The sequence below is a fragment of the Actinomadura sp. NPDC047616 genome (assembly GCF_040642915.1).
Taxonomy (GTDB): domain Bacteria; phylum Actinomycetota; class Actinomycetes; order Streptosporangiales; family Streptosporangiaceae; genus Spirillospora; species Spirillospora miaoliensis.
Genome location: NZ_JBEYTB010000003.1, coordinates 388,293 through 412,370, shown reverse-complemented (window position 1 = coordinate 412,370; position 24,078 = coordinate 388,293). Strand labels below are relative to the sequence as shown.

Genomic DNA, 24,078 nt, shown 5'->3' with positions numbered 1-24,078 from the left:
GGCCTCCTTGGCGCAGCGTGGCGGCTGTGAACGCCGACGACGCCCCCGAATCGCCCGCCGTTCCGCGAGAGGTGCTGGCGGAGTTCGAGCGGCATCTGCGCGCCGAACGAGGAGTGTCGCCGCACACGTTGCGCGCCTACCTCGGCGACATCCAGGACCTTTGCCATTACGCCACCGAGGTCGGGGTGTCCGGGGTGGAGGCGCTCGACGTCGCCGTCCTGCGCGCCTGGCTGGCCAGGCAGCACTCTGTCGGCCGCTCCCGGGCGACCTTGGCCCGCCGCACCGCCGCCGCGCGCACCTTCACCGCCTACCTGTTCCGGCGGGGCCTCATACCGGACGACCCGGGGCTGCTCCTCGGCACACCCAAACGGCTACGCGACCTTCCCACTGTGCTGGCGCAGGACCAGATCGCCCGTCTGCTGGACGACATGACCGCAGAGGGGCCTCTGGGACTGCGTGACCGTGCCGTACTGGAGGTGCTGTACGCCACGGGCGTGCGCGTCAGCGAGCTGTGCGGCCTCGACGTCGACGACCTGGACACCGAACGCCAGACCGTGCGCGTCCTGGGCAAGGGCGGCAAGGAGCGCACGGTGCCGATGGGCGACCCGGCGGCCCGCGCCGTACAGGACTGGCTCCGGTACGGCCGCCCGGAGCTGACGACGGAGCACAGCGGCCCGGCGCTTTTCCTCGGCGCACGCGGGGGCCGCCTGCATCCCACCAGCGCACGACGGATCGTCCACACGCGCATCGCCGAGGTGGGCGACATGCCGGACCTCAGCCCCCACGGCCTTCGTCACAGCGCCGCCACACACCTGCTGGAAGGCGGCGCCGACCTGCGCAGCGTCCAGGAAATGCTCGGACACGCCTCCCTGCAGACGACCCAGATCTACACCCAGGTCTCCGTCGAACGCCTCAAACAGGTCCACCGCCAAGCCCACCCCCGAGGCGCCGAATAGCGGCTGGCGCCAAGGATGCCCCGCGCGTACGGTACCGACCGCCCGCAAGCATTTGATGTGGCTGACTGGGATGCGGCCGGGAGAACAGTGATGAGCCGTCGCGGCGCAACCCTTGGCAACAGACATCGGGTGCCATAACGCCCCTCGGAGCGGGTTGTGACACCCCACGAGAGAGCCGTCCTGTACCAGATGGGGCGCTCCGGCCACACCTCCGCCTGTCTCGTGGCTACCCATGCCTCTACGTCGCCGTGCTTTCCGTGGGGCGGCGACGCAGGTGACACGGTCTGCCGCGTTGCCGCCGCCCGTACCGACGTGCCCGCCTGGTGCCGCAGGTCAGCGGGCGCGGCGTTGGCGGCGTTCTCTGGTCAGGTCTATGACGCCCGGGGGTGGGCGGCGCGTGGACGAACGGGAGCGGCCGTGACGCCAGGCCAGGCTCAGGAGGAAGGCCAGCAGCATCCCTACCAGCGCTCCACCGCCTGCCGTTGTGGCGTCCCGTAGGTCCATGCCCGGGGAGGCGGTCGTTCGCGTTGGGGGCGACGGTTTCGGCTGGGGACGCGGCTCCCAGTAGGGCAGGAGGCGGACCTTCGGCCGTACCAGGCGAAGCGGGTCGAGGTAGACCGAGCCGTGGATCAGGCCCCAGTGCAGGCATGTGGTCGGGCAGTGTGGCCAGGTGGCCTCCACGGTGCCTATGCGGGTGCCGGGGTTCACTTGGCGTCCTCGACGGACGGCGGGGCGTACCGGCAGATACGTGGTGCGCAGCGCGCCATGGGTGACAGCCACGATGCCCTGGCCTGCGAGGCGTCCCGCATAGGAGACGTGCCCTGCGGCGGACGCGTACACCGGTTCGCCCGGACGGGCCGCCAGGTCGACGCCCCGATGACCGGCGCCCCACGGGGAAGGCGGCGGAGAGAACAACCGCAGCACCTTAGGAGCGGGCGGCCCTAACGGCCACCGCCAGTGGCCTGACGGCCCGGAGGGGCCGCCTTGTGAGGGCGCTGGCGCCGAGAAGAGTGGGCGTGGCGGTGAGACCAGGGAGCCGGCCGCGACGGAGCGGCCCGAGGCAGGCGGGGCGGCGGGGCCCAGCGACGCCGCCGAGGGTGCCGGGTGGCCTGGGGCGGTTGAGGTGAACACGCTGGTCGGAGACGGGGTGGCGGGAGGCAGAAGGGCCGCCAGGGTGGTGCATGTGAGGAGGATGGTGAGTAGGCTCATGTCCGGCAGCCTGCTCCCTCTCGTCTGAAGGTCGCCAGATCCGGTAACGCATGTGGATAACCGCCGCGAGCCGAGGGCCGCCGGTGCGGCCCGTTCCACCCGTGCGCTGGACATCCCGTAGACTTGGGCAACGGTCGTGTGGGTGCTCACCCAGACGGCCGAATTCACGCGCTCGCCAGCCACCTGGCCTGGTCGCCGGTGGGGCACAGCCGCTCGGTCCGTCACTCGTTGACGGCGCGGCCGTGTCGCGGGCGCAGGCGGACAACCGAGACGTGGCCCGGATAACGACCGGGCCGGACAGGAGATCACGGGCCATGGCACCCGTCGTCACCATGCGGCAGCTGCTCGAGAGCGGCGTTCACTTCGGCCACCAGACCCGCCGGTGGAACCCGAAGATGAAGCGCTTCATCTTCACCGAGCGCAACGGCATCTACATCATCGACCTGCAGCAGTCGCTGTCGTACATCGACCGCGCCTACGAGTTCGTCAAGGCGACGGTCGCGCACGGCGGCACGATCCTGTTCGTCGGCACCAAGAAGCAGGCCCAGGAGGCCATCGCCGAGCAGGCCACGCGGGTCGGCATGCCCTACGTCAACCAGCGGTGGCTGGGCGGCATGCTCACCAACTTCTCCACCGTCCACAAGCGGCTCACCCGGCTCAAGGAGCTGGAGGAGATCAACTACGACGACGTGGCCGGCTCCGGCATGACCAAGAAGGAGCTGCTGGGCCTGCGTCGCGAGAAGGACAAGCTGGAGCGCACGCTCGGCGGTATCCGCGACATGGCCAAGGTGCCCAGCGCCGTGTGGATCGTGGACACCAAGAAGGAGCACATCGCCGTCAACGAGGCCAAGAAGCTCGGCATCCCGGTGGTGGCGATCCTCGACACCAACTGCGACCCCGACGAGGTCGACTACCCGATCCCCGGCAACGACGACGCCATCCGCAGCGTCAGCCTGCTGACCCGCGTCGTCGCCGACGCGGTCGCCGACGGGCTCATGGCGCGCGCCGGGGCCGCCTCCGGCGGGGACGAGAAGCCGGCCGAGGGCGGCGCCGCCGCCGAGCCGCTGGCCGAATGGGAGCGCGAGCTGCTGCAGAGCGGCCAGACCCCGGCCGCCGAGGCCGCGCCCAAGGAGGGCGAGCCCGCCGCCGAGCCCGCCGCCGAGGCCGCCCCGGCCGCCGAGGCCGCTCCTGCCGCCGACGCCGCCCCCGCCGAGGACAAGGACGGCGGGGCCGCGGGAGCCTGACGACCGGGGGCTCCGGGGCCGCCCCTGACGGCGGCCCCGGAGCCCGGTCTCCACCCAAGCCTTACGTCCCACGACGACAGAGACGAAGAGAGCGATGGCGAACTTCACCGCCGCTGACGTCAAGCGGCTCCGCGAGCTGACCGGCTCGGGCATGATGGCCTGTAAGAACGCCCTGACCGAGGCCGAGGGCGACTTCGACAAGGCCGTGGAGATCCTGCGGCTCAAGGGCGCCAAGGACGTCGGCAAGCGCGCCGAGCGCACCGCCGCCAACGGCCTGATCGCCGAGTACTTCAACGGCACCGGCGACGGCGCGATCCTCGAACTGAAGTGCGAGACCGACTTCGTCGCCAAGAACGCCGAGTTCATCGAGCTGGCGAACCGCATCGTCGAGTTCGCCGCGGGCAGCGACGTCACCGACACCGCGGGCCTGCTGGCGGCCGAGATCGAGCCGGGCAAGACCGTGGAGGCGCTGATCCAGGAGGCCAGCGCCAAGATCGGCGAGAAGCTGGAGCTGGGCCGCTACGCCCACTTCACCGGCGCCTACGTGGCCAGCTACCTGCACAAGTCCGACCCGTCGCTGCCGCCGACCACCGGCGTGCTGGTCGAGCTGGACACCGAGAACGCCGAGGTCGCCAAGGACATCGCCCAGCAGATCGCGGCGATGGCGCCCAAGTACCTCACCCGCGACGACATCCCGGCCGACGTGATCGCCAAGGAGCGGGAGCTGGCCGAGCGGCTGACCCGCGAGGAGGGCAAGCCCGAGCAGGCCATCCCGAAGATCGTCGAGGGTCGGGTCAACGCCTACTTCCGCGACTTCGTCCTGGTGGAGCAGGCGTTCGTCAAGGAGAACAAGAAGACCATCGCCAAGGTCCTCGACGAGGCCGGGGTCAAGGTCAAGCGGTTCGCCCGCTTCAAGGTCGGACAGGCCTGACACCCCGCCTCGACGAGGCCGGAACAACCGGTGACCCGGGGCCGGGCACGGAGGCACCCCCACACGCGGCGCCGTCCGTGGCCGCCGGCTCCCAGGTCCCGCCACAGGCTCGGATCCGGCCGGACGAAAGGCAGCGCGTCCCGGCCCGGATCCGGTCAGCGGACCGGTCCGTCAGGACGGGCAACGGACAGCGACAGACAGGGTGGCGGTCCTGAACGGGCCATGTCGCCCGGAGCGTCGCCCGGCCCGAGCCGTGACCGGGCGTGCATCCTGGAGGCAGGGGCCTGCTCTCCCCGGGACGCCCCCCGCAAGGGCTACCGTGTGGGTCCAGGGACTACCGTGTGAGCCCGGAAGGACCCACGAGGGGGCTCGCGTGAGGGCCCGGAGCCTCGGGGAAAGCCCAGTGCGAACGGGGCGCCCGATCGCCGGGAAATCTCCCCGATTCCGGGAAGCCCTTGGGGGAAGCCCTGGAAGCATGCGAGGCAAGGCATGCCGACACAACCCAGCAGACGCCGTATCGAGGAGGCCGCCGACGTGCAGGAGACATCGACCACTGACACGACGGCGGCCTCGTCGTCCACGGCCCGCCCGCACCGCGCCGGGTGGAAGCGGGTGCTGCTGAAGCTGTCCGGCGAGGCGTTCGCCGGCGCCGACCCGCTCGGCATCGACCCCGTCGTCGTGCAGCACGTCGCCGAGGGCGTGGCCGAGGCGGTGCGCGAAGGCGTGCAGGTCGCCGTGGTGTGCGGCGGCGGCAACATGTTCCGCGGCGCCGCGCTGGCCGAGCGGGGCATGGACCGGGCGCGCGCCGACTACATGGGCATGATCGGCACGGTCATCAACTGCCTGGCCCTGCAGGACTTCCTGGAGAAGATCGGCCTGGACACCCGGGTGCAGACCGCGATCACCATGAGCCAGGTCGCCGAGCCGTACATCCCGCGGCGCGCCATCCGGCACCTGGAGAAGGGCCGCGTGGTCATCTTCGGTGCCGGGCTGGGCCAGCCGTTCTTCTCCACCGACACCACCGCCGCCCAGCGCGCGCTGGAGATCGGCGCCGACGCGGTGCTGAAGGCCACGCAGGTGGACGGCGTGTACGACGCCGACCCGCGCAAGAATCCGGACGCGGTCAAGTTCGACCGGCTGGACTACGGTGAGGTGCTGCAGCGGGGCCTGAAGGTCATGGACGCCACGGCCATCAGCCTCTGCATGGACAACACGCTGCCCATCGTGGTGTTCGACCTGATGGGCCAGGGCAACATCGTCCGGGCCGTCCGGGGTGAGAAGATCGGCACGCTGGTCTCCCGGGCGGACGGCTGACACGGCCGGGACGCGGCGCGCCGGGCGCCGGGCCGCCGGGTCGGTCCGTCCGCCGAGGCGCCGCCGCGGACCGGACGGCGGCGTCCGATTCCGGGAAAGCGGTGGATCCGTGGCCCCGGGGACCCGGGGATCAGGGGACAATGGCTAGGTGGCAAGGGCCGACTAGGTGACATGGGAGTCGAAGTGATCGACGAGACCCTCCTCGAAGCCGAGGAGAAGATGGAGAAGGCGGTCGCGGTCGCCAAGGAGGACTTCCAGGCCATCCGCACCGGCCGCGTCACTCCCGCCATGTTCAACAAGATCACCGCGGAGTACTACGGGACGCCGACGCCGATCAACCAGCTGGCGTCGTTCCGGCTGCCCGAACCCCGCATGGTCATCGTCGAGGTCTTCGACAGGAGCTCCATGGCCGCGGTGGAGAAGGCGATCCGGGACAGCGACCTCGGCGTCAACCCCACCAACGACGGCAAGGTCATCCGCGTGGTCTTCCCCGAGCTGTCGGAGGAGCGGCGGCGCGAGTTCATCAAGGTCGCCGGGACCAAGGCGGAGGAGGGCCGGGTGGCCATCCGCAACATCCGCCGCCGCGCCAAGGAGACCCTCGACAAACTGGCCAAGGACGGCGAGGCGGGCGAGGACGAGGTCCGGCGCGCCGAGAAGGAGCTCGACGACGTCACGCACCGCTACGTGGCGCAGGTCGACGAGCTGCTTGAGCACAAGAAGGCGGAGCTGCTCGAAGTTTGATGGAGCTGGACGAGACCGGAGAGCCGTCGGGCTCACCGGCTGAGCCCCACGTGTCCTCCGGTCCCTCCGGTCCCGCGGAGGGCGCGCCCTCGCCGAGCCGCGCGGGGGACGCGCACTCCCCGGGGCCTCCGGGCGACGCGTCGTCCCCGGCTGCCCCGGATCCGGGTGACGCGCCCGCGCCCAAGAAGAAGCTGGGCCGCAACCTGCCCGTCGCCGTCGGCGTGGGCGTGTTGCTCGGCGGCCTGGTGCTGGTATCGCTGTACACGGTCAAGGAAATCTTCCTCGGCGTCCTGGCCGCCTTCCTGCTCATCGGGTTGCACGAGCTGAACGGGGCGTTCGCCACGCGCGGCATCCGCGGCCCGCTCATCCCGGTGGCCGCCGGGACGGTCGCCACCGCCGCCGCGTCGTACGCGTGGGGGCCGACGGGCCTGGTGGCCGCCGCCGCCCTGACCATCCTCGGCGTGCTCGTGTGGCGGATGCCCCAGGGCGCCGACGGTTACGTGCGCGACGTCACCGCCGGGCTCTTCCTGGTCGGCTACCTGGCGGTCATGGGCGGCATCGCCGCGCTGCTGCTGCGGCCGGACGACGGTGACGACCGCATCGTGGTGTTCGTCGCGGTCACCGTCGCCAGTGACATCGGCGGGTTCTTCGCGGGGTCGTTCTTCGGCAGGCACAAGCTGGCGCCGTCCATCAGCCCCAAGAAGACCTGGGAGGGCGTCACCGGCTCGGCCATCGCCTGCATGGCGGTGGGCGCGTGGCTGGTGTGGTGGCTGCTGGACGACGGGCACCTGTGGCAGGGGGCCGTCATCGGCGCCGCCGCCGTCGTCACCGCGACGGTGGGCGACCTCGTCGAATCGATGATCAAACGGGATCTCGGGATCAAGGACATGGGGACGCTGCTGCCCGAGCACGGCGGCGTCATGGACCGCCTCGACTCCCTGATCGCCACGCTTCCCGTGGTGTGGCTCCTGCTGGAACTCTTCGTCCCCGCCAAATAGGCCTGGCGCGGCCTAATAGGTCTGGCGCGCACCGGTGTGAACGCCCCGCAAGGCGCCCACCGGTGCGGACGCCTAGGAGACGACCCAGGAACGGCCCTGCTGCGCCAGACGGCGTACCAGGGCGTCAGAGCCCTCGTTCTTGGCGTAGCGGTGCTCCTCGGCGGTGATGGGCACCAGCCACAGCCACCGCACGTGGTCGCCGCCGATGGACAAGCCCGTCAGGCCGGGGGGCACCGGCCCTGCGAGACGGCTCGGGTCCTCCAGGAGCAGCACACCCTCCCACTGGGAGCCCTCGGTGTTGAGGGGGAACGTGTGCGCCTCGTGGTACCACTTCACCACGTCGCCGGGGGCGAACCACGTGACCGATCGCCACGGGTACTGGGACAGCCACGGGAAGATGCTGCCGGCGCGCTGACTGGGCAGGGTCGTGGCGACGGCCAGTTCGATGCGGCTGTGAGGCGAGACGTCGTCCTCGTACAGCTCGATGGTGGGCATCCGCTGGCGGCTCATGCCGACGGTGCTGAGCACGGTGAAATCCCGGCCCTCCTGGGCGGGCCGCTCGGAGACGCCGACGGTGGGCGCCACGCCGCTCTTCCCCCCGGGATGCTGGCGGCCGACGTCGTGCCAGTAGTGACCGCCTGGGCCGAGACGTTGCAGCAGGTGCCCGAGGATCGACTGCTGGAAGTCCGCCCAGGAGCCGTCCTTGGCGCAGACCTCCCAGTGCTCCCGCGCGCGCTTGACGCGAGGCGTGAACTCGTCGATCTCGTCGTCGAGGGGGAAGGCGAACGGGCTCTGCCGTTTCATGTCCCGGCTGTAGCCGGGAATGCCCCGGCTCATGTCGGACCAGCCGGGGATGACGCACAGCGGTTCCCCCGCCTCCAGGACGGCGACCCCGTCGCCCTCCTCGAACCACACGACTTCCAGTGAGTCGGCCTGCAGGGGCTTACGGCCCTCGGGGTGACGCACATGCGAGGCGGGCATGAGCGGCGCCAGCCCCGCGTCCACCCGGGCCCGATCCTGCTCGACGGGGGCCGCCTGATGGTTGGCGACCCACGCGGCCCCCACCACGTTGCCGCGGACGTCCTTCAGGTACGCGGCGGTGACCACTCCGTCGGACTCGATGACGAGCCGGCGGCTCCCGTAGGGGCTGACCTCGGACAGGACGGTCGTCGCGGCTGTAGAGGACCCCCTGCGCAATACCGACATGATCGAGACCTTAGCCGCACACAGGGCCGTGCGCAGGCATGTCGCGCCCATGGGCATCGGCGCGTTCCCGGGGTGACGGCGGTCGGGGCATGCGGCGGGGTTTGCGACACTGGGAACACCATGTCTGCCACCGCCGAACCAGCCACCACCGGGGCCGCCGAGAAGAAGACTCCGGCCAAGCTCGTCTTCGCGGCGCCCCGCAGGGCCAAGCCGCCGCGCCACCTGGCCGACCTCACCCCGGCCGAACGCCGGGAGGCGGTCGCCGCGCTGGGGGAGAAGCCCTTCCGGGCCGACCAGCTGTCCCGCCACTACTTCGCGCGCCTGGTCGACGACCCCGCGCAGATGACCGACCTGCCCGCGGCCGTACGCGAGCGGCTCACGGCGGAACTGCTGCCCACCCTGCTCACCCCCGTACGGGACCTGTCGTGCGATGGTGGCGCCACGTTGAAGACGGTGTGGCGGGCCTTTGACGGCGTGTTGTTCGAGTCGGTGCTGATGCGCTACCCCGACCGGGCCACCATGTGCGTGTCGTCCCAGGCTGGCTGCGGCATGAACTGCCCGTTCTGCGCCACCGGCCAGGCGGGGCTGACCCGTAACCTGTCCACGGCCGAAATCGTCGAGCAGGTCACGGCGGGCGCGCGCGCCATGGCCTCTGGGCGGGTCCCAGGGGGGCCGGGACGCGTCTCCAACATCGTCTTCATGGGCATGGGGGAACCCCTGGCCAACTACAAGGCGGTCCTGGGCGCCGTCCGGCGCATCACCGACCCCAGCCCACGCGGGCTGGGCATCTCCCAGCGCGCGGTCACCGTCTCCACGGTCGGGCTCGTCCCCGCCATCGAGAAGCTGGCCGCCGAGGACCTGTCCGTACGGCTCGCGGTGTCGCTGCACGCGCCCGACGACGAGCTGCGCGACGAGCTCGTTCCCATCAACAACCGGTGGAAGGTGCAGGAGGTCCTGGACGCGGCGTGGGCGTACGCCGACCGCACCGGGCGCCGCGTCTCCATCGAGTACGCCCTGATCAAGGACGTCAACGACCAGGCGTGGCGGGCGGATCTTCTCGGCAGGCTCTTGCGCGGGCACCTCGTACACGTCAATCTGATCCCGTTGAACCCCACGCCGGGATCCAGGTGGACCGCCTCCCGGCCCCGTGACGAGCGCGAGTTCGTCCGCCGGCTGGAGGCGCACGGGGTGCCGGTCACGGTTCGCGACACTCGGGGGAGAGAGATCGACGGTGCCTGCGGCCAGCTGGCCGCGACCACCGCGAAGTAGCGGGCCGGAAGGGAGCGTTCTGCGTCGTCTCGGTCTCGGGCGAGGCGGGCGCCGGCCGCCCCGGACGGCACGCGCGGAACGCTGAGGAGTCCGGTGCCGTGAGGACGGGGACGCGCCTGCCGGTGGCGCTGCGCGGTTACGACCGCGCCCAGGTGGACGGGTTGCTGCGCAGGATCGGTGACGCGCTGCGGGGCGGCACCATGGTGACCGCCGACGAGGTGCGCCGGACCCGGTTCGACGTCGTCCTGCGCGGTTACGAGCCACGGGCGGTGGACGAGCTGCTGCGCGAATGCGTCCTGGAACTGCAGGCCGCGGCGCCCCTCGGCCAGCGCCCCCGGCGGCCCCGGGTGCATCCCGGATGGCTGATCACCTGGATCCAGAACGCCCGGTTCTCCGGCTCGGGCGTGCGCGCGGGGTACGACGTGCGTGACGTGGACGCCTTCCTGGACCGCGTCGTCGACGGGCTGCGCGGCGCCGCCCCGCCGGTGACCGCCCGTGACGTCCGGGAGAGCGCGTTCCGCATCGTCCGTCTCGGGCCCGGCTACGACGAGCGCGAGGTCGACGAGTTCCTGATCCAGCTCGCCGGGGCGCTCGAACCCCGCTGACAGAGTTATCCACAGTTTCCGGTGGCTCTGGTCAACGACTGCCGGACGCGCGACGCTCGTGACATGGATCACTTCACCGCGCAGCGTCAGCGGCTGCGCTCCATGTTCGGCGTCTTCTTCGCCCCCGAGGTCATCGCGGCGCTCCTGACGCTGGTCCGGCCCGCCGTGCGGCTCGGCCCGGACGGCGAGGCCGCGGTGCGGTTCGGCGGCGCGCCCCTGCTCCCCGCCGGCGCACCGTGGCCTACCTGGAACGGCCGCCCCCTCGACTACCTCTGTACGGTCGACTTCACCCGGCTGGCCGCGGTGGTGGCGCTCCCCGGGCTTCCCACCGAGGGGCAGGTCGCCTTCTACTACGCCAGCGCCATCCCACGCCCGTGGGGGGACGAGCCCGGCCAACGCGACGGCTGGAGGCTCCTCACCGGCGACCTGAAAGAGACCGAGCCGCCGGAGGGAACGGTGACCTACCCGCCTTGCACCCTGCGCGCGACTCCCCTCCTGTCCCTGCCGGCGCCCCAGGAGCCCGTCCTACGGCAGCTGGAGAACACCTACAGCGGCACGCTCCCGGTGTACGAGCAACTGCACGCGGCCTGGCTGCAGCACATCTGGCCGGACGACACGCCCGTCCACCAGATCGGCGGCTGGCCCGCCCTCGTCCAACGCCCACTCGGCCCCGACTGCCAACGAGCCTCCGGCCAGAACCTCGGCGCCCCGGTGTCCGAGGACAGTACCCAGAACTGCAACCTGCTGCTCCAACTCGACTCAGACCCCCGCCTCGACTGGCACTGGGGCGACCCCGGCCGCGTCTACTTCTGCACCCACCGAGACCAACCCCTCCACCACGCCTGGCTGACCCTCCAGGCAACATGACCACACGAACCCATACGGGCGCGGCGCTCAGTGAGGCTCAGACACGGTTGCGGGCGGTCGCCGCGTAGGCGATGCCCAACACGGCGGACCACAGCACCAGGTGGAGGGCCAGACCCGGGAAGGCCGAGACGAGGGCTTCGGGACCGTCCTGCGCGGCCCTCAGCCACTCGACCATCGGGACGGCCGCCCACGACAGCGGGCTCAGGCTCAGCAGCAGCGCCGCCGTCACGCCTCCGAGGAGCATGAGCACCGAAAGGCCCGGGTCGGGAATGATCGCCCGGCTGGTCCAGACGCCGAGCACCGTCGCGGCGGCCGCCACCAGCGCGTTCAGCGCCACGCCCGTCACCACCGCCGTACCGCCGACCCCGGCCGCCAGCGCCTGGGCCACCGGCGCGACGAGGACCAGGCCGGCCAGGCAGAGGTTCACCGCGTACGCGGCCAGGGGCCCCGCCAGCACGAACGCCGGCCGATACCGCGCGGCCGTCGCCGAAAGAGCACGCTGCTCGTCGGGTTGCGTGTCCAGCAGCGCCCGGGCCGTCCACGCCCACACCGGAAAGGCGAACGCCGCCACGTCCCCGAAGGTGCCCGCGGCCAGCGTGCGCGCGTCGTCCCCCGAGGGGCCCTGCAGCAGCACCAGCGCCATGAACAGCAGGACGACGATCAACGGATGCAGCACGCGAAGAGACCGGACGTATCCGGACACCTGGAAGTGGACGAGTGCGATCACTGACCGGCCCTCCTGCGCACCTGATGACCGTCCGCACGGAGCCTGGCCTCCACGGCGTCGACCTCGTCGGCCCGCACCACGACCTCCAACGGCCCAAGCGGCCCCCGAAGCCCCCTGGTCATGCCCGGCGACGTCACGCCCTGCCCCCTCAGCCCTCTCACCACCCATTCCGACCACCCGGCCGACCACTGGCGTCGCGCGCACCGCCGCAGCGCCATGCGGTGGGGAGCCAACCTGGCCGACGCCGCCCGCTGCCGTTACGGCGCTGGGCTTCTCGGCCGGTGACGCGGCCGGTGTGTTCTGCGGCGGGGAGGCGACGTGGGTGGTGTCGCCTGCCGTGTGGGTGGTGTCGCCTGCCGTGTGGGTGGTGTCGCGTGCCGTTGTGGTGTTGGGGTCGTCGCCTGGCGAGGGGACAGGTTCGCCGTGGGGTGGGGAGCTGGCCTCGGCGGTGCTGCCCGTTGTGGTTGTGGTGCTGGGCTTTTCGGTTGGTGATGCGGCCGGTGCGTTGTGGGGTGGGGAGCTGACGTGGGCGGTGTTGGCAGTTGTGGTTGCGGTGTGGGAGTTGTGGTTGTTGGCGGTCTCGCGGGATATGTGGGCTTGGCTTGGGGGCTCCTGGTCATTCGGGGCTGTGGGCGAAGACCTGTCGTCTGGCGAGAGGGGCGGTGGAGGGGACGCGGCCCGTGGGTGGGAGGGGTCCGGCTGGGCGACAGGCGAGGTCTGGGAGGCTTGGGCGAGGTCCGGGTCATCAAGGGTGTGGGGGCGGACGGTGTTGTTCGCCACGTGGACTCGGTGAATGGCCGGGAGTTCGTCTAGGCAGCGCTGGTGGTCACTCAGGACCACGATGGCGCCTTCCGACGCCAGTTCGGCGAGCAGATCCGGGAGGGCATGGCGGGTCTCGGCGTCCAGGCCCGCGAAGGGCTCGTCCAGCACGAGCAGACCGGGCCCGGCGAAGAAGGCCTGCGTCAGGCCGACCTTGTGCGCGCTGCCCTTCGACAGTTCCGGCAACCGGACGCCGAGCAGGTGCCCAAAACGCAGCCGTTCGGCCCACTCGTCGATGACCGAGAGCGTCACGCCCCGCACGGCCGCCATGTGCGACAGGTAGGACCGCACCGTGAACGGCTGGTCGGTGGGGAAACGCTCGGGCGCGTAACCGACGCGCTGCGGACGATCGATGACCGCGCCGCGCCGAGGCGGACGCAGACCGGCGACCAGGCGCAGCAGGGTGGATTTCCCGGCACCGTTTCGCCCGGTCACCTCGGTGATGCGACCGGGCGGCAGGGACAGGGAGACGTCCTGGAGTATCCAGGGGCCCTTCCTGCTGTAACGGAACGCGACGTCGTCCAAGCGCATGGACGCCAGAGCGTAGTGTCGGCCCTGTAAGCGCGCCGTTAGCCTCCGCCGCGCGGCACAATGCCCGCATGGGAGAGTCCGTGTCCGCCAAGCCGTGCCTGTTCTGCGAGATCGTGAAAGGCGAGCGTCCAGCCCACCTTGTGCTGGAGAGCGCGGACGCGGTCGCGTTCCTGGACACCCGGCCGTTGTTCAAGGGACACACGCTGCTGGTCCCGCGCGAGCACATCGAGACGCTGCCGGACCTGCCAGAGCACATGCTCGGCACGTTCTTCGCGCACGCCAGGCTGCTGGCGTCGGCCATGGAGACGGCGCTGGGCGCCGCCGGGTCCTTCGTGGCCATGAACAACAAGGTGAGCCAGAGCGTCCCCCATCTCCACGTCCACGTGGTACCGCGCAACCGCAAGGACGGCCTGCGCGGCTTCTTCTGGCCGCGTCACAAGTACGCCTCCGACACCGAGGCCGCCGACTACGCCGCCCGCCTCCGCGCTGCCCTGTAACCGTGCCCCGAGCCCGCTTCTGACGCCGCGTGGGCTGTGGAAGTTATGGCTTTGGGAGTGTGCCGGGTGGGTTGTGTCGACGGTGCGGCTGGGTGCCGAACGGACGGTTGTGAGCCGCTAGGGCGCCCTGGGGACGGGGCGTTGCTGCACTCCGGCTACGGTACGGCGTCGAGGACCACGCCTGCGTCGAGCACATCGGCGGCCGGCGCCCCCAGGACCGAAGGACCCCCGATGACCGAGACCAAGCACGCCGCGACGCCCGCCGACGTCGGCGCCGCGCTTCCCGCGATCGAGCTGGCGGGGGTGGCCAAGGAGTACCACTCTCACGGCGAGACGGTGACCGCGGTCCGGGGACTGGACCTGACGATCGCTCAGGGCGAGTTCTTCTCCCTGCTCGGCCCGTCGGGCTGCGGCAAGACGACCACCCTGCGGATGGTCGCCGGGTTCGAGGAGCCGACGGCGGGCGAGGTGTACCTGCACGGCGCCGACGTCACCGGTGTCCCGCCCAACCGGCGCGACGTCAACACGGTGTTCCAGTCGTACGCGCTGTTCCCGCACATGAGCGTGTTCGAGAACGTGGCGTTCGGGCTGCGCCGCCGCCGCGTCCCCAAGCCGGAGATCAAGGGCAGGGTCAGCGAGATGCTGGAGATCGTCGACCTGACGGGGCTGGAGAGGCGGCGGCCCGGCGAGCTGTCGGGCGGGCAGCAGCAGCGGGTGGCGCTGGCCCGGGCGCTGGTCAACCGGCCGCGCGCGCTGCTGCTGGACGAGCCGCTCGGCGCGCTGGACCTGAAGCTGCGCCAGGCCATGCAGGTGGAGCTGAAACGCATCCAGCGCGAGGTCGGCATCACGTTCGTGTACGTCACGCACGACCAGGGTGAGGCGCTGACCATGTCCGACCGGATCGCGGTGATGAACGACGGGCGGATCGAGCAGCTCGGCACCCCGCGGGAGATCTACGAGCGTCCGGCGAGCCGGTTCGTGGCCGGGTTCATCGGCACGTCCAACCTGCTGGTGGGCGAGGTGGCGGGGACGGAGGACGGCCACGCGGTGATCTCCTACGGCCCGGACGGGCGGATCGAGGTGCCGCTGCGTCCGGGACTGGCGGCGGCGCCGGGGCAGCGGCTGGAGCTGACCGTGCGGCCCGAGAAGATCGGCATCGGGACGCGGCGGCCCGGCGGCGCGCTGTGCGCGGTCCGCGGCACCGTCACCGAGGTCGTCTACCTCGGCACGTCCACCAACTACAACGTCAGCACCGCGACCGGCGCGGAGATGGTGGTGTTCGCGCAGAACGCCACGTCGGCCGAGGACGTCGCGGGGCGCGGGGACACCGTCTGGCTGTCGTGGGAGCCGCGACACTCGTACGCCATGGGAGCAGCGCAATGACCAGCCCGCACCGGCCGTCCGCCGGGAACCACCTCGATCCCTCGCTGCTGCGCGGGCTGACCCGGCCCCGCCGGGACGTCCTGCGGCTGCTGGGCGCCGCCGGGGCCGGGCTGGCGCTGACGGCGTGCGGTGTGCGGGGGCAGGGCGGCAAGCAGAACGTCACCCGGTCGGAGGTGGCGGAGTACTGGGCGGGCAAGGCCAGGACCGGCAGGCTGAGCTGGGCGAACTGGCCCGGGTACATGGAGGACGACCGGGCGACGCTCAAGGCGTTCGAGAAGGCCACCGGCATCCGGGTCGACTACAAGGAGGTCATCCAGGAGACCGCGTCCTGGTTCGGCAGGATCCAGGCGCCGCTGGCGGCCGGGCAGTCGATCGGCTTCGACCTGATGGTCATGACCAACGGCATCCAGTTGGAGAAGCTCCGCCAGCTCGGCTACCTGGCGCCGCTCGACCACTCCCGGCTGAAGACGTTCGCCGCCAACGCCGGGCCCGGGTTCAGGAACCCGTCGTACGACCCGGGCAACATGTTCACCGTCCCCTACGTGTCGGGGATCACCGGGATCGCCTACAACACCAGGTACGTCAAGGAGGAGATCACCAGCATCGCGCAGCTGTTCGACACCCGGTACAAGGGGCGGGTCGGCATGATGGCCGACTCCCAGGAGCTCGGCAACTTCGGCCTGTTCCTGATCGGCGTCGACCCGGAGAAGTCGACGCCCGCCGACTGGGAGAAGGCCGCCGCGCGGCTCCGGCGGCAGCGCGACGCGGGGATCGTCCGCAAGTACTACGAACAGGACTACATCGACGCCGTCAGCAAGGGCGACGTGTGGCTGACCATGGCGTGGTCGGGTGACGCCTACAGCCTGGCCGGGCCGGACGTGAAGTTCGTGGTGCCCGAGGAGGGCGGCACGATCTGGACCGACAACCTGTGCATCCCCAGGACCGCCGCCAACCCGGTCGACGCGATCACGATGATGGACTGGCTGTACGACCCGGAGAACAACGCGCCGCTGACCGAGTTCATCAACTACATCACGCCCGTCCCCGCCACCCGGGCGGTGATCGCCGAGCACGCCCGCACGGCCACCGGCGCGGAGAAGAAGGACCTGGAGCGGCTCGGCGCGAGCCCGCTGGTGTTCCCGGCCGCCGACGACATGGCCCGGCTGCGGCACTACCGGCGGCTCACCCAGGCCGAGGAGGCCCGGTACCAGAAGACCTTCGAGCCGATCACCAAGGGTTCGTGATGGCCGGTCCGGCACGGCGCGGCCTGGCGCCGTACCTGATGATCCTGCCGGCCGGGCTGTGGATGCTGGTGTTCTTCGTCGTCCCGCTCGTGCTGATGGTGTCGCTGTCGCTGCAGACCGGCAACCTCGTGGACGGGTTCCGGCAGACGTTCCACTGGCAGAACTACACCGACGGCCTGTCCACCTACGGCGACAAGTTCGCGCGGTCGCTGTGGTACGGGCTGCTGGCCACGCTGGCGTGCGTGGCGCTGGCCTACCCCGCCGCGTACTGGATCGCGTCGCGCGGCGGACGGCGCAAGTCGACGTACCTGTTCCTGCTCCTGCTGCCGTACTTCGTGTCGTTCGTGCTGCGGACGATCTCGTGGAAGCTGGTGCTGACCGACCACGGGCCGGTCCTCGGCCCGCTGCGCGACCACGGCCTGCTGCCCGCCGGCGCGCACGTGCTGGACACCGGGTTCGCGGTGGTGTCCGGGCTGACCTACAACTTCCTGCCGTTCATGGTGCTGCCGATCTACGTGGCGCTGGAGCGGATCGACCCGCGCGTGGTGGAGGCCGCCCACGACCTGTACGCCTCGCGGTTCCAGGTGTTCCGCCGGGTGATCCTGCCGCTGTCGCTGCCGGGCGTGTTCGCCGGGGTGGTCATGACGTTCGTGCCGATCTGCTCCGACTACGTCAACGCCGAGGTGCTGGGCGGCCCGCGCAACACGATGATCGGCAACGTGATCCAGTCGCAGTACTTCGGCAACAGCGCCTACCCGCTGGCCTCGGCGCTGTCGTTCACGCTGATGGCGATCCTGCTGGTCGGGATCTTCGTCTACGCGCGCGCCCTGGGCACGCGGGACGTCCTGGAGGCGGCCCGCCGATGACCGCGACCCGCACCCCGCGCCCCCGGGCCCGGCGCCGTGCCGCGTCCTCGGGACGCGTCCTGCACGTGTACACCGTCCTGCTGATCGCCTGGCTGCTGCTGCCGATCGCGGTGATGATCCTGTTCGGGTTCAACGACACCCACAGCAGGCAGAACTACCGCTGGGAGGGGTTCACGCTCCGCTGGTACCGGCACCTGTTCGACAAACCCGACCTGACCGCCGCGCTGGTCAACTCGCTGACGATCGCGCTGCTCAGCACGGCGATCACCACGGTGATCGGCACGCTGGCGGGCCTGGCGCTGGGGCGCCACCGGTTCCGCGGCAGGGGCGCGTCGAACCTGGTGCTGTTCATGGCGATCTCCTGTCCGGAGATCGTGATGGGCGCCTCGCTGCTGTCCATGTTCGTCACCTTCAACCTGCCGCGCGGCTATCCGACGATCCTGGCGGCGCACGTGATGTTCTCGATCGCGTTCGTGGCGGTGACGGTGCGCGCCCGCGTGGCGGGCCTCGACCCGGCCGTCGAGGAGGCCGCCCAGGACCTGGGGGCCGGCCCGTGGACGAGGTTCCGGCTGGTCACCCTGCCAATGATCATGCCGGGCGTGGTGTCGGGGGCGCTGCTGGCGTTCGTGCTGTCCATCGACGACTTCGTCATCACCGGCTTCACCGGCGGCGCCACCGTCACCTTCCCGCTGTGGGTCTACGGCTCCACCCGGACCGGCATGCCGCCGCAGGTCAACGTGATGGGGACGCTGATCTTCGCGGCCGGCGTGCTGGTGGCGGTGATCTCCGCACGGCGGAACGTCCGCCGCCGATGACCTCCGCGCGGCGTACCGTCCGCCACCGGTGACCCGCCGCCGGACGCCGCCGGGCGCCGCCGGTCAGTCGGCGACGGCCTGGTAGACGGACGTCCAGAAGTCCAGGTAGACCGGGTTGTGCGCCGGGAACTGCAGGCGCTGGGTGAGCAGGACGCCGATCAGGTTCTCGGCCGGGTCGGACCACCAGGACGTGCCCAGCCCGCCGTCCCAGCCGTACCGGCCCGGGGTCGCCCAGAGCTGGTCGCGCCGGGTGACGACCGAGACGCCGAAGCCCCACGAGCCCGCGTCCCCGAACGCCTCGGCCCGCTGCCGCGGCGTCAGCTGGTCGGACGTCATGAGCTCCACCGCCGGACGGGACAGGATGCGTTCGCCCCCGTACACGCCGCCGTCCAGCAGCATGCGCGCGAACGCCAGGAAGTCGTCGAGCGTCGACACCAGTCCGGCCGCGCCGTCGGCGAACGCGGGCGGCCGGCTCCACGCGCTGTCCTCCACCCCGTCGTACACGCTCAGCTCACCGCCGCCGGGGTCGACGGCGTAGGAGGTGGGGAGCCGGTGCAGCCCGGCGGCGGGGACGCTGAACGCGGTGTCCTTCATCCCGAGCGGGCCGAAGAGGCGTTCCCGCAGGAACGTCTCCAGCGGCTGCCAGCTGACGCGTTCGACCAGGACGCCCAGCACCAACGAGCCGATGTTGTAGAGCCAGCGCTCACCCGGCTGGTACATCAGCGGCAGCGTGGCCAGCCGGCTCAGCCACTCGTCGGCGGTGTGCGGGACGTCCGGCCGGGGCGGGCCGAAGCCCGCGATGCCCAGCCCCTGGGCGGCCCGCGCGTACGGCGTGCCCCACCACGCCTCGTCCAGGGCCATGCCCATGCCGAGCCGGAAGGTGAGGAGGTCGCGCACGGTGATCGGGCGTTCGGCGGGCACGGTGTCGTCCAGCGGCCCGTCGGGACGGGCCAGGACGCGGCGGCCCGCCAGTTCGGGCAGCAGCTCGTCGACCGGCTCGTCCAGCCGCAGCCGGCACTCCTCCACCAGGATCAGCGCGGCCACGGCCGTGATCGGCTTGGTCATCGAGCTGATGCGGAACAGCGCGTCGCGGCCGAGCGGCGCGGACGCGCCGAACGCCGGGTGCCCCAGCGTCTCGACGTGCGCCTCGCCCCGCCGCCACACCGCCATGACCAGGCCGGGCACCCGGCCCTGCTCGACGTGCCCGGCCATGACGTCGCGCATCCGCGCCAGCCGGTGCCCGTCCAGTCCGCCGCCGTTCACCATGGGTCCTCCGCTCGCACACGTCTCGGAGGTACCGACCGGGGAAGGACGCGGAACTCATCGGTCCGGCCGGCGGAACGCGCGGATCAGTCCGGGGAGGGGTCCTCGGCGCCGAACACCTCCGTGGAGACCTCCAGGTACAGCTGCTCGGGGTAGGGCATGAAGCGGACGTTGCGCAGCGCCTGCTTCTGCCCGGCCGACTCGATGACGAACTCCCCGTACCCCAGCACGCGGCCGAGCATCGACCGTTCCAGCGCGATGTCCTCGACCTTGGCCAGCGGCATCATCGCCACCTGGCGGTTGAGCACGCCGCTGATGACCATGAGCCGGTGCTCGGTCACCAGGAAGTACCTCAGCGACCACGCGAGGACCTTCCACACCAGGTAGCCGAGGGTCGGCAGCCACAGCCACCAGACCCACATGATCCCGGTCACGGCGGCGGCCAGACCGCAGGCGATCAGCCCGCCCACCACCGCCAGCAGGGCGGGCAGCAGCACGGCCGGGTGCCCCCGCACCGCGATCACCCGCCCCTCGTGGGACATCAGGTACCGGCCAACGGTCCGCGACCCGGCCTCGTGGCGGAAGACCATCATGTCCTGGATGTTCATGCGGCGCCCTTGTCATGATCAGGGACTTCAAAGGTAGCCGAATCGGCGCGCGCGCCGCAGTGCCGCGCGGGGCGGCCTTTTCTCGCCCGGCCTCGCCGCCGACGTCGCGGGGCCGGACGTTCATGGACGGGCGGGGCCGGACGTTCATGGACGGGTCCGGATACCGCCAACGTCTGGTGCGTCGTCTATACGGCCGCGCGAAAACGGAAACTTCCCCCATGACCGAGGTGACGTGGTTACGGGGGGAGTGTCATGGCCGAAACGGTGGCCGACTACGTGCTCAAGAGGCTGCGCGACTGGAACGTCGAACACGTCTTCTGCTATCCGGGCGACGGCATCAACGGCCTGGTCGCGGCGCTCGGCCGGGCGGGCGCGCCCAAGGTGGTGCAGCCGCGGCACGAGGAGATGGGCGCGTTCGAGGCGGTCGGCTACGCCAAGTTCGGCGGCGGCGTCGGCGTGTGCATGGCGACCAGCGGGCCGGGCGCGATCCACCTGCTGAACGGGCTGTACGACGCCAAGCTCGACCACGTTCCGGTGGTGGCGATCGTCGGGCAGGTGGCGCGCAGCGCGATGGGCGGCAGCTACCAGCAGGAGGTCGACCTGCAGACCCTGTTCAAGGACGTGGCCTCCGACTACGTGCACACGGTCACCGTCCCCGAGCAGCTGCCGAACGTGCTGGACCGGGCCATGCGCACCGCCCTGGACCGGCGCGCCCCCACCTGCGTGATCATTCCGTCCGACCTGCAGGAGGTCGAGTACGAGGCGCCGGCGCACGCCTTCAAGCAGGTGCCCTCCAGCGTGCCGGGGTACGCGGTGCCCGAGACGCGCGCGCCCGAGACCGAGATCGCCCGCGCCGCCGAGGTGATCAACGCGGGCGAGAAGGTGGCGATCCTGGTCGGGCAGGGCGCCCGGTCGGCCGCCGCCGAGGTGATGGAGCTGGCCGAGGTGACCGGCGGCGGCATCGCCAAGGCGCTGCTCGGCAAGGACGTCGTCTCCGACGAGCCGGCCTGCGTCACCGGCGCGATCGGGCTGCTGGGCACCCGGCCCAGCTACGAGATGATGCGCGACTGCGACACCCTGGTGATCGTCGGGTCCAGCTTCCCCTACAGCCAGTTCCTGCCCGAGTACGGCAAGGCCCGCGCCGTGCAGATCGACATCGCCGGGCACATGATCGGGATGCGCTACCCCACCGAGGTGAACCTGGTCGGGGACGCCAGGGCCACGCTGCAGGCGCTGCTGCCGCGGCTGCGCCGCAAGGAGCACGGCTCTTGGCGCCGCACGATCGAGCAGAACGTGGAGCACTGGTGGCAGACGATGGAGATGCAGGCGAAGGTGGCCGCCGACCCGGTCAACCCGATGCTGGTGTGCCACGAGCTGTCGTCCCGGCTGCCCGACGACGCGATCGTCACCTGCGACTCGGGGTCGGCGGCCAACTGGTACGCGCGGCTGCTGCGGTTCCGCGGCCGGATGCGCGGGTCGCTGTCGGGGACGCTGGCGACCATGGGCCCGGCCGTTCCGTACGCGATCGGCGCCAAGTTCGCCCACCCGGGCCGGCCCGCGATCGCGCTGACCGGCGACGGGGCGATGCAGATGAACGGCATGGCCGAGATGATCACCGCGTGCCGGTACTGGCGGAGCTGGTCGGACCCGCGGCTGATCGTGGCGGTGCTGCACAACAACGACCTCAACCAGGTCACCTGGGAGCTGCGCGCGATGGGCGGCTCGCCGCGCGTCCCGGAGACCCAGGACCTGCCGGACGTGTCGTACGCGGGCTTCGCGCGCTTGCTGGACCTGGAGGGCATCGAGGTCGACAAGCCCGAGCTGCTCGGCTCGGCGTGGGACCAGGCGCTCGGCTCCGACCGCCCGGTGGTGCTGGACGTGCGGTGCAGCGCCGACATGCCGCCCATCCCGCCGCACGCCGAGTTCGACCAGATGAAGAACACGATGGAGGCGCTGCTGAAGGGCGACAAGGACGCCTGGAGCATCGTCAACGAGGGGGTGCGCGCCAAGCTGCAGGAGGCCCTTCCGCGCCGGGGGAAGTAGTGACCTTCTTGCCCATCGGCGGGCACGTCCGGAAGATGGGTTCATGGTCACCCCTGAGGAGTCCCCACCCGGCTCGCCCCGGGGGCCCCGCGCCGACGCGGACGTCATGGGGCGGCCGGTGTGGCGGCTGCTCCTGCGCGGGCTGGGCGTGTACCTGCCGGGCTGGCGGGCGCCGCAGGGGGTGACGGGCGTCCGCGACGGCGCGTCCGGGCCGGGCGCGCCGTCCGGGTTCGGGCCGCCGGGGTACGTCGACGGCGACACCGGCTTCGGCCTGCATCTGGCGGACCGGGCGCGCGGCCTCGAACCCGACCGCGAGATCTACGTGCGCGGACGGCAGGACCCCAGCTTCGGCATCGTCATCGCGGGACCGTCGGCGGCGATCGGCACCCGGGTCGTGGACGCGGCCGGGCTGGTGCGGTACGCGCGCCGCCTCACCTTCGAGGAGCTGTACGACACCGCCGACGCGGGCTCGGTGCCCTACGCGGTGCGCGCCGCGCGGGCCGTGCAGAACGTGGTGTTCCTGGACCGCGCGGCGGGCGTGGGGCTGTGCGCCGAGGTGGACCCGGTGACGGGGGAGGTCGCGTGCCCGCTGTTCGTGCGGCTGCGCGCGTCCGACCGCACCGTGCGCGCCTACGGCCTCGGCTCGGCCGTCACGAGCCCGCGGCCCACAGGCTGAGGTCCCACAGCTGGTGGGACGGCAGGCGCCGCAGCCGCACGGCGGCGGCGGCCGGGTCCCAGAACACCTCGTCGCTCTCCAGTTCCAGCGACTGCGGCGGGGTGAGCACGGCGCACAGGAACTCGTCCCGGCTGCGCACCGCCAGCAGCGGGCCGATCTGCGCCACCGCGCCGCTGCTCTCGTAGAGCGCGCGCAGCAACGCCTTGAGCGCGGCCTCGTCCTCGGGGGGAGGCTCGGGGGTGATGCCCGGGGGCAGCACGCGTTCGCCGGGACGGCCGCGCGCCAGGGAGTTCGGGCCTGGGCCGCCCCCCGGCGAAAGGTCCGCGCCCGTGGAAATGAGCAGGGCGGTGAAGACGCCCCCGAGGTCCTCGGGGCGCTGCCCGGTCAGGAAGTAGCGGCGGCGGTCCGGCGCGTCGGCCGCCGACAGGCCGTTGGCCCCCTCGGTGGTGCGGAACCGGATCCGCAGGCGGTTGGCCTGCACGCACCGCTCGTAGACCTCGCCGAGGATGTCCTCCAGCTGCCCGTCACGCGTCCACAGCCGCCCGACCACGTTGACCGACGCCCCGTCGGCCCCGGCGCGGGGACGGGCCGTCAGCGCGGCCGTCACGGCCTCGTCCAGCTCGCCCTCGGTGAACGCCAGCAGTTCGGCGACGACGTCCTCCACGTCCTCCAGCGTGCGGGTGAGGGCGCGCTGCAGTTCCAGCATCTCCGCGCCGCCGCGCTCCAGTTCGGCCAGCCGCGCCAGTGCCGCCTCCACGTCGGCGCCGCCGGCCGCCGCGCCGCCCTCGCCGGCGCGGGCGCCGGCCTCGGCGACCGCGCGCACCGACGTCTCGACCTCCGCCAGCTTGCGGCGCAGCGCGGCGAGCGTGACCCGCTGCTGCTCCAGCTCGTGCAGCCGGCCCGCCTGCGTGCGCAGGTACTCGTCGGCCCGGTGCACCAGCGTGGCCAGCTCCTCGACCTGGCTGGTGTTGTCGCGCAGCCGCGAGTCCAGCGCGGGCAGCACGTCCCGCTTGACCCGCGACAGCTCGGCGGTGAGCTGCTCGCCCACCGTCACCAGCACGTTGTTCTGCTTGGTGACCTGCTCGTTGAGCTCGTCGACGCGACGCACGAACGCGGCGGCCTGGTGCTTGCTCTGCCGGCCCGCGTACAGCTCCAGCGCCCCCACGACGACGCACAGCACCACCAGGATCACCGTCGTCAATGGGACTCCTCCGGACGCGGCGGCGGGTTTCTCATCGTGTTGTGATCGCGACCATAACTTACGAA

General features: G+C 71.6%; 22 protein-coding genes and 1 pseudogene. 16 read left to right on the top strand and 7 right to left on the bottom strand.

Annotation, left to right across the window (positions count from 1 at the left end; all coding sequences use genetic code 11):
• Positions 1-26: 26 nt before the first annotated feature.
• A complete protein-coding gene (locus ABZ801_RS09465; RefSeq protein WP_360694993.1) occupies positions 27-956 on the top strand; it encodes a tyrosine recombinase XerC in 930 nt (309 codons plus the stop codon).
• A gap of 333 nt (positions 957-1,289) precedes the next feature.
• Here the strand turns inward: ABZ801_RS09465 and ABZ801_RS09460 are convergent, their stop codons facing one another.
• Positions 1,290-2,165 carry a peptidoglycan DD-metalloendopeptidase family protein gene (locus ABZ801_RS09460; RefSeq protein ID WP_360694990.1) on the bottom strand — a complete coding sequence of 292 codons (876 nt, stop codon included), beginning with the start codon at positions 2,163-2,165 and terminating at the stop codon, positions 1,290-1,292.
• 314 nt (positions 2,166-2,479) lie between these two features.
• Between ABZ801_RS09460 and rpsB the strand changes: the two genes are divergently transcribed.
• The 5 genes from rpsB to ABZ801_RS09435 all read left to right on the top strand — a co-directional run bounded on the left by rpsB (position 2,480) and on the right by ABZ801_RS09435 (position 7,393).
• Entirely contained in the window at positions 2,480-3,409 is a 930-nt protein-coding gene (rpsB, locus tag ABZ801_RS09455; RefSeq protein WP_360694987.1) for a 30S ribosomal protein S2, read from the top strand.
• Between the two features lie 94 nt (positions 3,410-3,503).
• A complete protein-coding gene (tsf, locus tag ABZ801_RS09450; RefSeq protein WP_344948103.1) occupies positions 3,504-4,340 on the top strand; it encodes a translation elongation factor Ts in 837 nt (278 codons plus the stop codon).
• 534 nt (positions 4,341-4,874) lie between these two features.
• Positions 4,875-5,654 carry a UMP kinase gene (pyrH, locus tag ABZ801_RS09445; RefSeq protein ID WP_344948106.1) on the top strand — a complete coding sequence of 260 codons (780 nt, stop codon included), beginning with the start codon at positions 4,875-4,877 and terminating at the stop codon, positions 5,652-5,654.
• Positions 5,655-5,837: 183 nt separating this feature from the next.
• On the top strand, positions 5,838-6,395 hold the full coding sequence (gene frr / locus ABZ801_RS09440) for a ribosome recycling factor (protein WP_344948493.1): 558 nt from the start codon (positions 5,838-5,840) through the stop codon (positions 6,393-6,395).
• 50 nt (positions 6,396-6,445) lie between these two features.
• Entirely contained in the window at positions 6,446-7,393 is a 948-nt protein-coding gene (locus ABZ801_RS09435) for a phosphatidate cytidylyltransferase (RefSeq protein ID WP_360694982.1), read from the top strand.
• Between the two features lie 72 nt (positions 7,394-7,465).
• Here ABZ801_RS09435 and ABZ801_RS09430 read toward each other — a convergent pair whose 3' ends face one another.
• A complete protein-coding gene (locus ABZ801_RS09430; RefSeq protein WP_344948111.1) occupies positions 7,466-8,599 on the bottom strand; it encodes a suppressor of fused domain protein in 1,134 nt (377 codons plus the stop codon).
• 120 nt (positions 8,600-8,719) lie between these two features.
• On the opposite strand from ABZ801_RS09430, the gene rlmN reads away from it, so the two are divergent.
• The 3 genes from rlmN (at position 8,720) to ABZ801_RS09415 (ending at position 11,340) form a co-directional block, all read left to right on the top strand.
• Positions 8,720-9,868 carry a 23S rRNA (adenine(2503)-C(2))-methyltransferase RlmN gene (gene rlmN, locus ABZ801_RS09425; protein WP_360694973.1) on the top strand — a complete coding sequence of 383 codons (1,149 nt, stop codon included), beginning with the start codon at positions 8,720-8,722 and terminating at the stop codon, positions 9,866-9,868.
• Between the two features lie 98 nt (positions 9,869-9,966).
• A complete protein-coding gene (locus tag ABZ801_RS09420) occupies positions 9,967-10,473 on the top strand; it encodes a DivIVA domain-containing protein (RefSeq protein WP_344948117.1) in 507 nt (168 codons plus the stop codon).
• A gap of 63 nt (positions 10,474-10,536) precedes the next feature.
• On the top strand, positions 10,537-11,340 hold the full coding sequence (locus ABZ801_RS09415) for a YwqG family protein (RefSeq protein ID WP_360694969.1): 804 nt from the start codon (positions 10,537-10,539) through the stop codon (positions 11,338-11,340).
• 37 nt (positions 11,341-11,377) lie between these two features.
• Here the strand turns inward: ABZ801_RS09415 and ABZ801_RS09410 are convergent, their stop codons facing one another.
• The gene (locus ABZ801_RS09410; protein WP_360695750.1) at positions 11,378-12,067 is read right to left on the bottom strand and encodes a hypothetical protein; all 690 of its coding nucleotides are present in this window, start codon (positions 12,065-12,067) and stop codon (positions 11,378-11,380) included.
• Between the two features lie 969 nt (positions 12,068-13,036).
• Positions 13,037-13,417 (bottom strand): annotated as a pseudogene (locus tag ABZ801_RS09405) (ATP-binding cassette domain-containing protein); the annotation flags it as partial.
• Between the two features lie 68 nt (positions 13,418-13,485).
• Between ABZ801_RS09405 and ABZ801_RS09400 the strand changes: the two are divergent.
• From ABZ801_RS09400 to ABZ801_RS09380, 5 genes are all read left to right on the top strand, one after another.
• On the top strand, positions 13,486-13,914 hold the full coding sequence (locus tag ABZ801_RS09400) for an HIT family protein (protein ID WP_360694966.1): 429 nt from the start codon (positions 13,486-13,488) through the stop codon (positions 13,912-13,914).
• A gap of 231 nt (positions 13,915-14,145) precedes the next feature.
• Positions 14,146-15,297 carry an ABC transporter ATP-binding protein gene (locus ABZ801_RS09395; RefSeq protein ID WP_360694963.1) on the top strand — a complete coding sequence of 384 codons (1,152 nt, stop codon included), beginning with the start codon at positions 14,146-14,148 and terminating at the stop codon, positions 15,295-15,297.
• A complete protein-coding gene (locus ABZ801_RS09390) occupies positions 15,294-16,541 on the top strand; it encodes a spermidine/putrescine ABC transporter substrate-binding protein (RefSeq protein ID WP_360694960.1) in 1,248 nt (415 codons plus the stop codon). Before ABZ801_RS09395 ends, ABZ801_RS09390 begins: the two co-directional genes overlap by 4 nt.
• Entirely contained in the window at positions 16,541-17,407 is an 867-nt protein-coding gene (locus ABZ801_RS09385; protein WP_360694957.1) for an ABC transporter permease, read from the top strand. The genes ABZ801_RS09390 and ABZ801_RS09385 overlap by 1 nt, the downstream gene beginning before the upstream one ends.
• On the top strand, positions 17,404-18,222 hold the full coding sequence (locus ABZ801_RS09380) for an ABC transporter permease (protein ID WP_360694954.1): 819 nt from the start codon (positions 17,404-17,406) through the stop codon (positions 18,220-18,222). The genes ABZ801_RS09385 and ABZ801_RS09380 overlap by 4 nt, the downstream gene beginning before the upstream one ends.
• Before the next feature lie 63 nt (positions 18,223-18,285).
• Here ABZ801_RS09380 and ABZ801_RS09375 read toward each other — a convergent pair whose 3' ends face one another.
• Entirely contained in the window at positions 18,286-19,488 is a 1,203-nt protein-coding gene (locus ABZ801_RS09375) for a serine hydrolase domain-containing protein (RefSeq protein WP_360694951.1), read from the bottom strand.
• Between the two features lie 83 nt (positions 19,489-19,571).
• Positions 19,572-20,093: a PH domain-containing protein gene (locus ABZ801_RS09370; protein ID WP_344948143.1), complete on the bottom strand. Its 522-nt coding sequence runs from the start codon at positions 20,091-20,093 to the stop codon at positions 19,572-19,574.
• 252 nt (positions 20,094-20,345) lie between these two features.
• On the opposite strand from ABZ801_RS09370, the gene ABZ801_RS09365 reads away from it, so the two are divergent.
• A complete protein-coding gene (locus tag ABZ801_RS09365; protein ID WP_360694947.1) occupies positions 20,346-22,136 on the top strand; it encodes a thiamine pyrophosphate-requiring protein in 1,791 nt (596 codons plus the stop codon).
• Between the two features lie 43 nt (positions 22,137-22,179).
• Positions 22,180-22,812 carry a hypothetical protein gene (locus ABZ801_RS09360; RefSeq protein WP_360694944.1) on the top strand — a complete coding sequence of 211 codons (633 nt, stop codon included), beginning with the start codon at positions 22,180-22,182 and terminating at the stop codon, positions 22,810-22,812.
• Here ABZ801_RS09360 and ABZ801_RS09355 read toward each other — a convergent pair.
• Entirely contained in the window at positions 22,787-24,004 is a 1,218-nt protein-coding gene (locus ABZ801_RS09355) for a hypothetical protein (RefSeq protein ID WP_344948496.1), read from the bottom strand. The two genes, ABZ801_RS09360 and ABZ801_RS09355, sit on opposite strands and share 26 nt — an antisense overlap.
• Positions 24,005-24,078 lie beyond the last annotated feature (74 nt).